Genomic DNA, 13831 nt, shown 5'->3' with positions numbered 1-13831 from the left:
AATAATATGAGCCTCTCGTTTGTCAGTGAGCAGTTACTCGCTGCTAACAAACTGACCCATCAGGATCTTTCCTCAGTTCTGGGTCAGTTGGCTGAGCGCCGTCTGGATTATGCGGATTTATATTTCCAGTCCAGCTATCACGAGGCATGGGTGTTGGAAGACAGCATCATCAAAGATGGCTCTTACAATATCGATCAAGGGGTTGGCGTGCGTGCGGTAAGCGGTGAAAAAACCGGTTTCGCCTACGCAGACCAAATTACCCTGAATGCTTTACACCAAAGTGCGCAGGCTGCCCGCAGTATTGTGCGTGATAACGGGAACGGTAAAGTTCACACCTTGGGCGAGATTGCCCACGCTTCGCTGTATCCTCTACGCGATCCGCTGCAAAGCTTGCCGCGTGAAGAAAAAATCGCGCTGTTGCATCGGGTCGATAAAGTGGCGCGCGCCGCAGATGCGCGGGTGCAGGAAGTGAGCGCCAGTCTGACCGGTGTGTATGAATTGATTCTGGTTGCGGCTACCGATGGTACTCTGGCCGCCGATGTGCGGCCTCTGGTGCGTTTGTCTGTCAGTGTGCTGGTGGAAGACAACGGCAAACGTGAACGCGGTGCCAGCGGTGGCGGCGGTCGTTTCGGCTATGACTATTTCTTAGAACAGGTTGATGGCGATGTTCGTGCCGATGCCTATGCCAAAGAAGCCGTTCGTATGGCTTTGGTGAATTTATTCGCAGTGGCGGCGCCGGCTGGCGCTATGCCGGTTGTATTGGGCGCAGGCTGGCCGGGCGTGCTGTTGCACGAAGCGGTTGGTCACGGTTTGGAAGGTGATTTCAACCGTCGAGGCAGCTCGGTATTCAGCGGTCAAATGGGGCAACTCGTGGCCTCAGAGCTATGCACTGTGGTCGATGACGGCACTCTACAAGGCCGCCGTGGCTCACTGGCTATTGATGACGAAGGCGTTCCGGGTCAATACAACGTGTTGATTGAAAACGGCATTCTAAAAGGCTACATGCAGGATAAGCTGAACGCGCGTTTGATGGGCGTCGCACCGACCGGCAATGGGCGTCGTGAGTCTTACGCTCATTTACCCATGCCACGTATGACCAATACTTACATGTTGGCTGGTAAATCCACGCCGGAAGACATCATCGCTAGCGTAGAATACGGTCTGTATGCGCCGAACTTTGGCGGTGGGCAGGTTGATATTACTTCCGGTAAGTTTGTGTTTTCTACCTCGGAAGCCTACATGATCGAAAATGGCCGAATCACCAACGCGGTGAAAGGTGCCACGCTGATTGGTTCGGGCATTGAGGCGATGCAGCAAATTTCGATGGTTGGCAACGATCTGGCGCTGGATAAAGGCGTGGGCGTGTGTGGTAAAGAAGGGCAAAGTCTGCCAGTGGGTGTCGGCCAGCCGACGCTGAAACTGGATAATCTGACCGTCGGCGGCACGGCCTGATTTTCGCTGGCCTCCTCGCTTGGGGAGGCCAGATTGACTCAGCGGTATCCTTGGTAAATTTCAGCCACGCGCTTGAAATATTCCGTCAAATAATCAATACACACCTGCACTTTCAGCGGCATTTTGTCTTTTTCGGTATACAAAGCGTAAACCGGTCGTGGTTCTGAATGGTAGCGGTTGAACAGCACTTCCACATCTCCCCGTTTAATTTCATCAATCACCCACATCAGCGGCGCATAAGCGATACCGGCTCCGGCTTTGAGCCAGCGAATCATGGTTTGCGAATCATTGGTTACAAAACGTCCCTGTGGTGATATCTGGGTGGAAATTCCCTCCGGCGCGGTCAGCTCGAAATTGCTATCAGGGCGAACGCTGTACTCCAGCCAAGAAAAATTCGCCATATCCGCGGGTTTCTCCGGCGTTCCGTGTTGAGCCAGATAGCTCTTTGCAGCGCAAACCACCATCGGCATCGATCCCAGTCGACGAGAGAATAGGCCTGAGTCCTGCAAAGCCCCAACGCGGATCACCACATCCAGCCCGTCGGAGATCAGATCCGGAGCCGGAATCCCAGTCACCAAATTGACCGATAGGCCAGGATAAGCTTTCAGCATATCCGCGGTCATGGTTGCCAGCACGTTCTGTGCCATGGTTGAGGAGCAGCCAATGCGTAATGTGCCGGTTGGCGTATTATTAAAAGCATAGAGCTGCTCATGCACTTCCTGCACTTCCTGTAGCATGCGGCGACAGCCCTGATAATAGATACGACCCGCTTCGGTCAGCCCAATGCTACGCGTGCTGCGGTTAAGCAGTTTGACCTGTAACTCATTTTCCAGCTTGGAGACGGTCTGGCTGATGGAAGAAACGCTAATGCCTAACTGTCGGGCGGCGGCGGTAAAGGAACCACACTCGACGACTTTGGCAAAAACCGACATCCGTTTTAATCGTTCCATTGTTCTCCCTGAATGAATTGTTAACTCTGGCTTAAAAGTGATTTAGATCACAGATTGTAGATCAGTTGATAATAAGCAGGCTAATATAAGGGGGCGGGAAAAATAACCTTCGGTGTTAATACGCACCGCCTCAGTTGTCCTCGCACCTTCCACTGACAGATACCAGCAAGTTTAACACTTCAGGCTCCTGATCGTTATTTCAGGTTAGTGCCGCGATCGGTCGAGCGAACGGTAACCTTTCACTCGACGGTATGAATCCAGCGGTAGGGTAAACCAACCGGTACCCAAAAAATAAGGATAAAAGAATGAGTTTGCTTCCGGTGATGGTTATTTTCGGTCTGTCTTTTCCACCGATATTTCTCGAGTTGCTGATTTCTCTGGCGCTGTTTTTTCTGCTGCGTCGGGTTTTACAGCCGACGGGTATTTATGAATTTGTCTGGCACCCGGCTTTGTTTAATACGGCGCTGTTCTGTTGCCTTTTTTATTTAACGTCTCTTTTCTTTTCCTGAGGTTGCCGTGAGTACATTTCTGATAAAAATAACCCGAATCGGTATCACCTTGGTTGTGGTACTGCTGGCCGTGATGGCTATTTTTAAAATCTGGGCGTTTTATACCGAATCTCCCTGGACTCGTGATGCCAAATTTACCGCCGACGTGGTCGCTATCGCACCCGACGTCAGCGGTTTAATTACCGATGTGCCGGTGGTGGATAACCAATTGGTAGAAAAAGGTCAGGTATTGTTTGTTATCGATCGTCCCCGCTACGAGCAGGCGTTGGCCAGTGCTGAAGCCGATGTAGCCTACTATCAAACTTTAGCGGCGGAGAAACAGCGTGAGTCCAGCCGTCGTCTGCGCTTAGGCGTGCAGGCTTTGTCGCAGGAAGAAATCGATCAGTCCACCAACGTGTTGCAAACCGTTAGACACCAACTGGCAAAAGCCATTGCGGTGCGCGATCTAGCAAAACTCGATCTGGAAAGAACCACGGTGCGTGCGCCAGCTCGGGGTTGGATCACTAACTTGAGTGTTCACGCCGGTGAATTTATTACCCGAGGCGCGACTGCGGTAGCGCTGGTGAAAAAAGACACGTTCTACGTGCTGGCCTATCTGGAAGAAACCAAGCTGGAAGGCGTTCGCAAAGGGGATCGTGTCGAAATTACGCCGCTGGGTAGTAATCGTATTATGCACGGCACCGTCGATAGCGTATCCGCAGGGGTGACTAACAGTAGCAGCAAGGCCGACAGTAAGGGTTTGGCGACGATCGATAATAATCTGGAATGGGTTCGTTTAGCTCAGCGTGTGCCGGTAAAAGTTCGTTTAGATGAGAAAGATCAACAGCATCCGTATCCGGCGGGCACCACTGCCACCGTAGTGATTACCGGACCGAATGGTCGCGAGCCAAGCCATGCTTCGGGTTTGATTCAGCTAATGCATCGCCTGCGTGAGTTTGGCTAAGGGGAAGTATGTTCACTAGCCAAAGGTTTATCCGCTATCGCTTTGCGTTCAAACTGAGTTTTGCCATTATTGCGGCGCTGTTTCTGGGCTTCCATTTTCAGTTGGAAACTCCTCGCTGGTCGGTGATGACGGCGGCGATTGTCGCTGCTGGCCCAGCCTTTGCTGCCGGTGGCGAACCTTTTTCCGGCGCTATTCGTCACCGCGGCTGGTTGCGGATTATTGGAACATTCATTGGCTGTATTGGTGGATTGGTAATTATCGTTCTGACTATAAGAGCACCGGTACTGACGCTCATACTGTGTTGTGTTTGGGCCGGCGTCTGTACTTGGATTTCCTCGCTGGTGAAAGTCGAGAATTCCTACGCTTTCGGTCTGGCAGGCTACACCGCATTGATCATCATTGTGACGACCGGAGAAACGCCGTTGCTAACGCCACAGTTTGCGGTGGAACGCTGTAGCGAGATCGTGCTGGGGATCGTCTGTGCGGTGATCGCGGATCTCCTGTTTTCTCCGCGATCGATCAAACAGGATATCGATCGTCTGATCGATAAGCTGCTGGTGGATCAATATCACCTGTTGCATCTGTGCATCCACTCTGCGGAGAAAGAAGATATCGACCGTGCATGGAATGATTTGGTGAAAAATACCAGCGCATTGAAAGGGATGCGTAGCTATCTGATGATGGAATCTTCCCGCTGGCAGCGCTGCGATCGCCGCTTACAGGCGTTACACGGGCAATCCCTCGCTATGATTACTCAGGCCTGTGAAACCTATTTGATTTTGATTAACCATCCGGATTATTTAACCGATGAATTGAAAACGCTGCTCAGTACACCCGCAGATAACTGCGGCGATATTCATAAGCAAATGAAAGTGTTGCGTCAGTATTTCGCGGGTAGTCACAGTAGCGCGGTGCCTTTGACCATCAGTAGCTGGGTTGGCGCCGCCACTCGTTATTTATTGCTGGCGAAGGGCATTCATACTAACAGCAGTATTAGCAGCGTTGAAGAAGAGCTGTTAACTACCGAGCCTGAAATAAAACACACCTCGGCGGAAGGTCATCACGCGATGATCAATGGCCTGCGCACCGGTATTGCCACCGCGATAGGCGGCCTGTTCTGGCTGTGGACCGGCTGGACATCGGGGGCGGGCTGTATGGTCATGATAGCGGTTGTGACCTCTCTGGCGATGCGCACGCCCAATCCGCGCATGGTGGCGATGGACTTTCTCATCGGTATGTTAATGGCGCTGCCGATGGGCGCGCTGTACTTCATGTTTATTCTGCCTTCGACTCAGCAAAGTCTGCTGCTGTTATGCATTAGTTTGGGGTTACTGGCATTTATTATCGGCGTGGAAGTGCAGAAACGGCGGCTGGGCTCCTTGGGGACGCTGGCGGGTACTATTAACATTTTGGTGCTCAGCAACCCAATGGAATTCAACGTTAGCCTATTTCTGGATAGCGCCCTCGGCCAGATTGTCGGCTGTTTTGTCTCTCTGATCGTGCTGTTGCTGATTCGGGATAACGCTAAAGTGCGTACCGGTAGAACTTTACTAAACCGTTTTGTGTACAGCGCGGTGGCGGCTCTGACCACTAACCAAGCCCGCCGCAGCGATAACCATTTACCAGCATTATATCAGCAGCTCAACCAATTGCTGATGATGTTCCCCGGTGATATCGCCAAGTACCGTTTGGCTCTGTTGCTGATTGTGGCTCATCAAAGGCTGAATAATACCGAGATTCCAGTCAACGCCGAGTTAAGCGCTTTCCACAAACAGATTCGCCATACCGCCGATCGGGTGATGACTTCGAAAAACGAGCAAAAGCGACGCCATTACTTTTTCCGTCTGCTACAGGAATTAAGTGATTACCAGCAAAAACTGGCAGAATATCATGCTCCTATCTCCGTGACTCAAACGGTCAAACGTCTTGCCGATATGCTGCAGAGATACCAGCACGCGCTCATTCAATAAGCGATTGGCGGCAGGGCGCCTGTTTTCCTGCTGCCATCAAGGGCTATACTCAACTCATGCTCCCCCTTTCTCGTTGCCTATTGTGGGCAGCCCTTTGCCGATCAGGAGGCCTAAAGATGTCCGCTCCAACACATCTGGATAATCCGTTACAAAAACATGAATTGTTTAAAACTGGCTACTTTGTCGGTGGAAAATGGCATCAGGCCGCAGAAACCTTTGATGTATTGAACCCAGCCACTGGTGAATTGGTGGCACAGGTGGCTAAAGCCGGTAAAAGTGAAACCGAGGCGGCGATCAAAGCGGCCCATGACGCTTTCCCTGCTTGGCGTAAAACGCCGGCCAAACAGCGAGCCGAGATTCTACAGCGTTGGTATCAGCTTATTGTCGAAAACCGTCAGTATCTGGCCGAATTAATGGTCGCAGAGCAAGGTAAACCCTTGAAAGAAGCTTTGGGTGAGGTGGATTATGCCGCCAGCTTCATTCAGTGGTTTAGCGAGCAGGCTAAGCGTGCCAACGGTGAAATTATTCCTCCGGCAAAAACCGGCGCGCGTATCTTTGCCACTCGTGAACCGGTGGGCGTAGTCGCAGCGATTACGCCGTGGAATTTTCCGTTGGCGATGCTCACGCGTAAGCTAGGGCCTGCGTTAGCCGCGGGCTGTACCGGTTTGATTAAACCAGCCAATAACACACCGCTTTCTGCTTTCGCACTGCTGGCTCTGGCAGAGAAAGCCGGTGTACCGGCCGGCGTGTTAAATGGCGTTGCTGGCGACACCCACGCCATCAGCGATGTCATTATGGCTAGCCCGGAAGTCCGTAAAATTTCCTTTACCGGTTCCACCGAGGTTGGCAAAACCCTCATGCGCAACGCCGCAGAAACCATGAAGAAAATCTCGATGGAATTAGGGGGAAATGCGCCTTATATCGTCTTTGACGATGCCGATCTGGATGCGGCAGTTGCCGGAGCTATGGCTTGCAAATTCCGCAATGCTGGTCAGGTTTGCGTCTGCGTCAATCGATTCTATATCCAGGATGGTATTTACGAACAGTTTGTCACCCGTTTGGCTGCCGAAGTGAAAAAACTAAAAGTCGGCAACGGGATGGATGAAGGGGTCAACCTAGGGCCGCTAATCAACTCTGCTGGCGTGAAAAAAGTTGAAGATCACGTTAAGGACGCATTGGCGAAAGGCGGGCGCCTGCTGACGGGCGGCGAACGTCATGCATTGGGTGGCAACTTCTTCCAGCCCACGGTCATTGCCGATGCTACCGAAGAGATGAAAGTCGCCAGTGAGGAAACTTTTGGCCCGCTGGCAGCCTGCTTCCGCTTCAAAACCGAAGCAGAAGTGATTGAGCGTGCCAATAACACACCTTTCGGTCTGGCGGCTTACTTCTATACTCAAAATCTGAAAAGGGTATTCCGCGTGTCTGAGTCGCTGGAAAGCGGCATGATCGGCATTAACGATAGTTCGGTTTCTACTGAATTAGCGCCTTTTGGCGGCGTGAAGGAATCTGGTTTGGGTCGTGAAGGTTCGGTGCTGGGTTTGGATGAATTTATGGAAGTGAAAACCCTACACTTAGGTAATTTATAGTCAATAAATCAACGGAGAAGCGCTGGCGTTCATCGACGTCAGCCATCTTTTTTAGCCGAGCAAATTGATTAGGAAAATCATGAACAAACGTCTGGTGGGAATTCTGGCGGCGGCGGGGGTATTAATTGTCGCGATCATCCAGGGAAACGATCGGGGAACAGCGCCGGCCGCTGTGCCGACGTCAAGGCCGGTGGTTGCGCAGGCCAATAGCCAGGGGCAGATTCCTCGTCATCAGCAGAGTAATAAAGTCAGCCAAACTGAATCTATCGACCAACTGACCCAGCATGAGAAAGTGGTGAAATACCTAAAACAAAACAATAGATTGCCGGGTTTTTATATCACGAAAAAGCAGGCGCGTGAGCAAGGCTGGAACCCGAAAGACGGTAATTTATGTCAGGTGCTGCCGGGGAAAGCTATCGGCGGCGATCGTTTTTCAAACCGTGAAGGTTCGTTACCCAAGGCTAATAATCGGATATGGCGTGAAGCGGACGTCAACTATCAGTGTGGTCATCGGGGAACGGATCGGCTGCTCTATTCCAATGATGGCCTGATTTATCTGACTCAGGATCATTATAAGAATTTTGTTCGGATGGAGTGAAAAAATGGTGAAAGTGACGTTTGATTTTGACCATATCGCGGATCTTCCCGCATTTTATCATGACTTTTCGCAGAAGTTTTGTTTGGGCGAAGATTTCGGCGCCAATCTGGATGCATTGTGGGATACGGTAACCGGAGCCATCAGTTTACCGGTGGAAATTGAGTTTATTCATCTCAATCACCGCCGGAAACGGCGTTTTGGCGCGATTATTCTACTGTTCGAAGAGGCGGAAGAAGAATTGTCTGGCAGTTTACGCTTTAATATTCGTTAGTCGGAACCGGGGTCTGTGGCAGACTCCCGGCTCCGTCTGATCATAGCTGCTTCTCGGAAAGTTCACGCAAATACTGGAAGATTTGACGGAATGCTTTTGGCGGCTTGTTGGCTGCCTTTTCTTTCTGGGCATTACGGATCAAACTACGCAGTTGTTGGCGATCGGCATCCGGATACAGATCTAACACGGTAGGTACGGCGTCATCGCCTTCCGCTACCAAACGGTCGCGCAGCACTTCCAGTTTATGGAACAGTGAAACCTGCTGGTTATGGCGGTTTTTCAGCTTATCCAATGCGATCTGAATGGGTTCAACATCGCGAGCGCGCAGCATTTTACCGATCAATTGGATCTGGCGGCGGCGGCCTTCTTTTTTGATCTTTTGCGCCAGTTCAATGGCGGCCAGCAGATCTTCGTCCAGAGGGATTTTTTCCAGCGCGTTTTTGCCCAGCTCTACCAGCTCGGTGCCCAGATCTTTCAGCGCTTCGGCATCGCGTTTAATTTCACTTTTACTGACCCAGATAATCTCATCATCATCTTCATTTTTATCTTCTGGGACTTCGTCTAGCCAGTCTTCGGGCTGTTTGTTCATGGTGTCATTCCTTAAAAAGAGGCTAATCCTATCAGGTTGTAGGATTCTATATCCAGTAGCTATAGGCAGAACTACAGGATTTCAATCACTTAACGTATCACTAGGCGTCTAAAAACATCCTAAAACGTCCCAAAACATCACAAGTGTGGACAGTTTGTGGACATTCCACTTAACGGATTTAGCGCAATTGCATCCTGCAAATAATCAGGTGCAAAGTGGGCGTAAGTCATAGTTTGTTGAATGTTTGCATGTCCAAGTATTCGCTGGAGAGCAATGATATTTCCTCCCTTCATCATAAAATGGGTGGCAAATGTATGCCGTAAAGCATGGATTGCTTACCCTTTGGGAAGGTCGGGTGTGGCTTCTCGAATCAATTTATAGAACGTCAGATAATGGGTTTTAAACAGCGGCCCGCTTTCTTTGGTTTTCACCTCGTTGGCGGACTCCTAGGAAATTGGCACCGAGCGCTTTTTACCATTCTTTGTTTCAACAAACCTAACTCGATTATGAATGATATTTTCAGCTTTGAGGTTTTTGGCCTCACCTCATCCCGCGCTTGTAGCCAGGTGGAGTCGGGCAATACGCATTGCATCACCTGGGCCATATCCAACAATCTGGCGATCTCGTCTTCAGATAAGTAAGACATTTCAGTCTGTTGCGTTTTAAGATGAGCTAAGGCGCTTATCGGATGTTCACCGAAAAATTCCTCAACCTCGATCATCACACTGAATACCCCGCTAAGTACAGCAAGATCGTGATTAATTGTTGAAGCTTTTATGCCATTTCCTAGCTGTTTAACCCGATAATCCATCAACAGACGGTTATTAATCTGATAAATCATCGGATCATCCCTATTTTTACAACTGCACTCAAATGCATTTAGCCTTTTGTTGCCATGTTAGGGTTGCGCCCGTGGTAATCCCACCACATCGAAGTCAACTCATTCAGACGGCGCTTATCTGTCGGTTTACTCAATCATTCTTGATTGTGGAAATTAGCGATCATGTAACGTTCAAACATCACAGCATCACTTTTCCGGTCAAATCTACGCGGATGCGCTTTCCATCGCGAGGATACGATAACGACAGTAAGCGCCCGCAAACGCGCCCTGCGTCTGCGAGATAAATAGGCTGGTATCACTAGGGTTTCCATGCGGTTAGACGCAGGAACTGGCTATGCTGCTTGAAGGATGCGAACAGCGACGCATTGCTCGCCAACCTTACGACATTACCGAATATCTGACCGACCTGATCCGCTAGGACAATAAGCGATTGCACAAGTAACAGACCGAACTGAAGAAAAGTAGCTATAAACGCTGCGGTGATACCTTGCCGAGCGAAAAAACGGGTGTTGTCTACAAGAGGATTTCGGAGTGCCATCAGACGATGGGGCATAAGAAACTGATGTTGGATACGCTCAATGGAACTGACGGATAACGATATAAAATAAATCAATATGTATCATGTCGTTAAATGTATTCTCCGTTAGCTTTAGCTAGCGGTATCTTGCAGTAGGACTCGACTAAATCTGATAGTCGGCTTAGAGCGAAAAGTGGGCGTCCGCATTGGCTAACAGACGCCCGAATGTGTTGATAAAGATATCCAGTGGGCTAATTACTTAACCCGTTTACCCGCTTTATCTACCACTTTTTCGCCATCCTCTTTTGCAAAAGAGCCTTTCTGGCCGTCTGGTAGAATATCCAAAACAGTTTCTGAGGGACGACAAAGGCGCGTACCAATCGGCGTCACCACCACTGGTCGATTAATCAGGATCGGATGCTGAAGCATAAAATCTATCAGCTGCTCATCGGTAAACGTGTCCTCAGCAAGACCCAGTTGCTCATAAGGTTCAACGTTCTTGCGCAGCAATGCGCGCACCGTAATTCCCATATCTGAAATAAGCTTAATCAGCACATCGCGGGTCGGTGGCGTATCAAGATAAAAAATAATAGTCGGTTCGTTACCGCTGTTACGGATCAGCTCCAGCGTGTTACGTGAGGTGCCGCAGGCAGGGTTATGATAGATGGTAATGTTGCTCATATCAGTATCTCATTACAAAGTTACAGAGAGCCGCCACACCAGCGCGGCCAGAGTGACAAACAGCACGGGCAGGGTCATGATAACGCCGGTGCGGAAATAATATCCCCAAGTGATGGTCATATTTTTCTGTGTCAGCACATGCAGCCATAGTAGGGTAGCCAGACTGCCTATCGGGGTAATCTTTGGACCTAAATCGCAGCCAATCACGTTGGCATAAATCATCGCCTCTTTGATGACGCCGCTCGCTGTACTCCCGTCAATTGACAGCGCGCCGATCAGTACCGTCGGCATATTGTTCATCACAGACGACAGAAACGCCGTCAAGAAGCCGGTACCGAACGTTGCAGCCCATAGCCCCTTATCTGCCAGAAAATTCAGTACGCCAGACAGATAATCTGTGAGGCCAGCATTGCGCAGGCCATAGACCACGAGGTACATGCCCAGCGAGAAAATAACGATCTGCCAGGGCGCACCGCGCAGCACTTTCCCGGTGTTAATGGCATGGCCTCTTTTCGCTACAATAAACAGCACTGCTGCGCCCACAGCTGCTATCGCGCTGACGGGGATCCCCAATGGCTCCAGTGCAAAGAACCCAACCAGAAGAAACAGCAGAACAACCCAGCCTGCCCTGAACGTTGCCGGATCCTTAATAGCACTGGCAGGTATCTTCAGCAGTGAAACGTCATATGTCGCCGGGATGTCTCTGCGGAAGAATAAATGAAGCATGACCAGTGTGGCTGCAATGGCTGCCAGATTCACGGGAACCATCACGGAGGCGTACTGCGTAAAACTCAGACCGAAGAAATCCGCCGAGACAATATTCACTAGGTTAGAGACAATCAGAGGGAGACTGGCGGTATCCGCGATAAATCCCGCCGCCATGACAAAGGCCAGCGTCGTGCCTTGGCTGAACCCCAGTGCGAGTAGCATTGCAATCACAATTGGTGTCAGGATCAGCGCAGCACCGTCGTTGGCAAACAGCGCAGCAACAGTGGCACCGAGCAGTACTATCCAGGTAAACAACAGGCGGCCACGTCCCTTACCCCATCGGGCGACATACAACGCAGCCCATTCGAAGAAACCGGACTCATCGAGCAGTAGGCTGATGATGATCACCGCAATAAATGCCGCTGTCGCATTCCAGACGATATTCCAGACAACAGGGATATCATCGATTTGAATGACCCCCATTCCCAGCGCCAGCACGGCTCCGATACTTGCACTCCAGCCGATGCTGAGGCCTCTTGGTTGCCAGATGACCAGGATCAGCGTCAGTAAAAAGATACTCCCTGCCAGAAGCATTTTAGACTCCTTTATATATGTTTTTGTGTATGTGATTGGTTATCTCAGCAAGAGGTGCAGGCTGATTTTGCCAGCCATTTCCGCACTTCCTCCCGCAGACATTGCCAAGACGTTGTGATCGTTTCAGCGGCCCAGGCCGGTATGTGGGGGGACAGGCGGTAGTGGATCCATTTGCCTTCCCGACGGTCAATAACAAGCTCAGCTTCACGCAGTATAGCCATGTGGCGCGAAATTTTAGGCTGTGATTCGGTAGTGGCCGCGCAGATATCGCAGACGCACAGCTCGCCCGACTCCCGGAGAAGCATGACAATGGCAAGGCGGGTTTCATCCGACAGGATCTTAAAAAGTTGAACCGGCTGTAGCATTCTTGACTCCATTCCCATTAGAATACATATATGGTAAATCATATTTATAAGATTTGACATCACCAGGACATTCTGGAGGAGAAAAGAATGGAACAATTGCCTGCCCTGAACGCAGATTGCTTTGATCAGCAAATCGCTGAGCGCCTACAGTTACAGGAGCCGCCACGGATCCTGATTCTGTATGGCTCGGTAAGAGAGCGTTCCTACAGCCGTTTTGCGGCAGAAGAAGCGGGTCGCCTGCTGACGATGATGGGGGCGACGGTCAGACTGTTTAATCCCTCAGGTTTGCCGCTGCCAGATGATGCCCCAGATACGCATCCGAAAGTCACCGAGCTGCGCGGATTAGTCAGATGGTGTGACGGGATGGTGTGGAGCTCCCCGGAGCGGCATGGAGCAATGAGCGCGGTTATGAAAGCCCAAATTGACTGGATACCGTTAAGTGAAGGTGCGATTCGTCCTTCGCAGGGGAAAACCCTTGCAGTGATGCAGGTCTGCGGCGGTTCTCAGTCCTTCAATGCCGTGAACCAGATGCGTATACTGGGTCGCTGGATGCGAATGTTCACTATCCCAAATCAGTCCTCAGTGGCCAAAGCCTGGCAGGAATTTGATGAGAACGGACGAATGAAACCCTCTTCTTGGTATGACCGTATAGTCGATGTAGCTGAAGAGCTGTTTAAGATTACGCTGCTGCTTAAAAGGCATACCGGCTATCTTGCTGATCGCTACAGCGAACGAAAGGAAAGTCACCAAGCACTTTCATCTCGCGTCAACCAGGAGAAAATATAAAATTTTCCACCCATTAATTTCACACAGTATTTCTTCAGCAATGTCAGATGCTGGCACAAAGACGACTGTCGGATTCGAATAAAATAAAAAACTTATTCAATTTACTTTCAAAATAACCCTACACAAAAGTGCCTACAGCCAACGCGGTCAGGCGCTTTTTTATTGCCCGCAGGATCGCATCGTTCTGATGCAGGGAATAGGGGGTAATTGTAGGCTTATATTTCTCGGCGTAAGTAGTCTAGTGGATTTATTTAATATAATTTAAGCATTCTGATATTCCGCACGCTTCATTATTTATATATTTTTGGTTTTTTCATCAAAAAATGTTTTCTTAATAAGTTATTTAATTAGTAATGAATAACTTATTTTTATGGAGTGGCTCTGGAAAAACAAATGACCTTGTCCTAAGGTTTTAGCGTTAGAGTTTTAATCTAACATATAGTCGCATTCATCTAAAAAAAGGACATGCTC

Annotated in this window: 13 protein-coding genes and 1 pseudogene; 8 read left to right on the top strand and 6 right to left on the bottom strand. The window is 50.0% G+C overall.

The features are described 5' to 3' along the window. Positions 1-6: 6 nt before the first annotated feature. Positions 7-1452, top strand: a complete 1446-nt coding sequence (tldD, locus tag AD970_RS08660; RefSeq protein WP_049597966.1) for a metalloprotease TldD — start codon at positions 7-9, stop codon at positions 1450-1452. A gap of 38 nt (positions 1453-1490) precedes the next feature. Here the strand turns inward: tldD and aaeR are convergent, their stop codons facing one another. Further along, positions 1491-2402, bottom strand: coding sequence for an HTH-type transcriptional activator AaeR (gene aaeR / locus AD970_RS08655; RefSeq protein ID WP_049597964.1), 912 nt, complete (start codon positions 2400-2402; stop codon positions 1491-1493). Positions 2403-2707: 305 nt separating this feature from the next. On the opposite strand from aaeR, the gene aaeX reads away from it, so the two are divergent. The 6 genes from aaeX (at position 2708) to AD970_RS08625 (ending at position 8279) form a co-directional block, all read left to right on the top strand. After that, positions 2708-2911, top strand: coding sequence for a p-hydroxybenzoic acid efflux pump operon protein AaeX (aaeX, locus tag AD970_RS08650; protein ID WP_049597962.1), 204 nt, complete (start codon positions 2708-2710; stop codon positions 2909-2911). Between the two features lie 7 nt (positions 2912-2918). Beyond that, positions 2919-3854: a p-hydroxybenzoic acid efflux pump subunit AaeA gene (aaeA, locus tag AD970_RS08645; protein WP_049597960.1), complete on the top strand. Its 936-nt coding sequence runs from the start codon at positions 2919-2921 to the stop codon at positions 3852-3854. 8 nt (positions 3855-3862) lie between these two features. After that, complete coding sequence (gene aaeB, locus AD970_RS08640; RefSeq protein WP_049597958.1) at positions 3863-5824, top strand: p-hydroxybenzoic acid efflux pump subunit AaeB; 1962 nt, start codon at positions 3863-3865, stop codon at positions 5822-5824. 116 nt (positions 5825-5940) lie between these two features. Beyond that, positions 5941-7410 carry an NAD-dependent succinate-semialdehyde dehydrogenase gene (locus AD970_RS08635; RefSeq protein ID WP_049597956.1) on the top strand — a complete coding sequence of 490 codons (1470 nt, stop codon included), beginning with the start codon at positions 5941-5943 and terminating at the stop codon, positions 7408-7410. A 79-nt stretch (positions 7411-7489) separates the two neighbouring features. Then, positions 7490-8008 (top strand): ribonuclease, encoded by a 519-nt coding sequence (locus AD970_RS08630; RefSeq protein WP_049597955.1) that lies wholly within the window; start codon positions 7490-7492, stop codon positions 8006-8008. A 4-nt stretch (positions 8009-8012) separates the two neighbouring features. Further along, positions 8013-8279 (top strand): barstar family protein, encoded by a 267-nt coding sequence (locus tag AD970_RS08625; RefSeq protein ID WP_049597954.1) that lies wholly within the window; start codon positions 8013-8015, stop codon positions 8277-8279. A 40-nt stretch (positions 8280-8319) separates the two neighbouring features. On the opposite strand, the gene yjgA is transcribed toward AD970_RS08625, so the two are convergent. The 5 genes and pseudogenes from yjgA to AD970_RS08595 form a co-directional block, all read right to left on the bottom strand. Further along, the gene (gene yjgA, locus AD970_RS08620) at positions 8320-8868 is read right to left on the bottom strand and encodes a ribosome biogenesis factor YjgA (protein WP_049597951.1); all 549 of its coding nucleotides are present in this window, start codon (positions 8866-8868) and stop codon (positions 8320-8322) included. A gap of 137 nt (positions 8869-9005) precedes the next feature. Then, positions 9006-9995 (bottom strand): annotated as a pseudogene (locus tag AD970_RS20540) (phage integrase). A gap of 486 nt (positions 9996-10481) precedes the next feature. Beyond that, a complete protein-coding gene (gene arsC, locus AD970_RS08605; protein ID WP_049597949.1) occupies positions 10482-10907 on the bottom strand; it encodes a glutaredoxin-dependent arsenate reductase in 426 nt (141 codons plus the stop codon). Between the two features lie 12 nt (positions 10908-10919). After that, positions 10920-12209 carry an arsenic transporter gene (locus AD970_RS08600; RefSeq protein ID WP_049597948.1) on the bottom strand — a complete coding sequence of 430 codons (1290 nt, stop codon included), beginning with the start codon at positions 12207-12209 and terminating at the stop codon, positions 10920-10922. A 44-nt stretch (positions 12210-12253) separates the two neighbouring features. Continuing rightward, on the bottom strand, positions 12254-12574 hold the full coding sequence (locus AD970_RS08595) for a transcriptional regulator (protein WP_049597947.1): 321 nt from the start codon (positions 12572-12574) through the stop codon (positions 12254-12256). Between the two features lie 87 nt (positions 12575-12661). On the opposite strand from AD970_RS08595, the gene arsH reads away from it, so the two are divergent. Then, positions 12662-13360, top strand: coding sequence for an arsenical resistance protein ArsH (gene arsH / locus AD970_RS08590; protein WP_049597946.1), 699 nt, complete (start codon positions 12662-12664; stop codon positions 13358-13360). The last annotated feature ends 471 nt before the right edge of the window (positions 13361-13831 follow it).

The sequence above is a fragment of the Yersinia nurmii genome (assembly GCF_001112925.1).
Taxonomy (GTDB): Bacteria; Pseudomonadota; Gammaproteobacteria; order Enterobacterales; family Enterobacteriaceae; genus Yersinia; species Yersinia nurmii.
Note: the sequence above shows the minus strand (reverse complement) of the source record. Positions and strands in the feature narration are given on the sequence as shown.

Bases quoted from the DNA above. Each gene is read 5' to 3' on its own strand.
- tldD (WP_049597966.1), top strand. From the start codon at position 7: ATGAGCCTCTCGTTTGTCAGTGAGCAGTTACTCGCTGCTAACAAACTG.
- aaeR (WP_049597964.1), bottom strand. From the start codon at position 2,402: ATGGAACGATTAAAACGGATGTCGGTTTTTGCCAAAGTCGTCGAGTGT.
- aaeX (WP_049597962.1), top strand. From the start codon at position 2,708: ATGAGTTTGCTTCCGGTGATGGTTATTTTCGGTCTGTCTTTTCCACCG.
- aaeB (WP_049597958.1), top strand. From the start codon at position 3,863: ATGTTCACTAGCCAAAGGTTTATCCGCTATCGCTTTGCGTTCAAACTG.
- AD970_RS08635 (WP_049597956.1), top strand. From the start codon at position 5,941: ATGTCCGCTCCAACACATCTGGATAATCCGTTACAAAAACATGAATTG.
- AD970_RS08630 (WP_049597955.1), top strand. From the start codon at position 7,490: ATGAACAAACGTCTGGTGGGAATTCTGGCGGCGGCGGGGGTATTAATT.
- AD970_RS08625 (WP_049597954.1), top strand. From the start codon at position 8,013: ATGGTGAAAGTGACGTTTGATTTTGACCATATCGCGGATCTTCCCGCA.
- yjgA (WP_049597951.1), bottom strand. From the start codon at position 8,868: ATGAACAAACAGCCCGAAGACTGGCTAGACGAAGTCCCAGAAGATAAA.
- arsC (WP_049597949.1), bottom strand. From the start codon at position 10,907: ATGAGCAACATTACCATCTATCATAACCCTGCCTGCGGCACCTCACGT.
- AD970_RS08600 (WP_049597948.1), bottom strand. From the start codon at position 12,209: ATGCTTCTGGCAGGGAGTATCTTTTTACTGACGCTGATCCTGGTCATC.
- AD970_RS08595 (WP_049597947.1), bottom strand. From the start codon at position 12,574: ATGCTACAGCCGGTTCAACTTTTTAAGATCCTGTCGGATGAAACCCGC.
- arsH (WP_049597946.1), top strand. From the start codon at position 12,662: ATGGAACAATTGCCTGCCCTGAACGCAGATTGCTTTGATCAGCAAATC.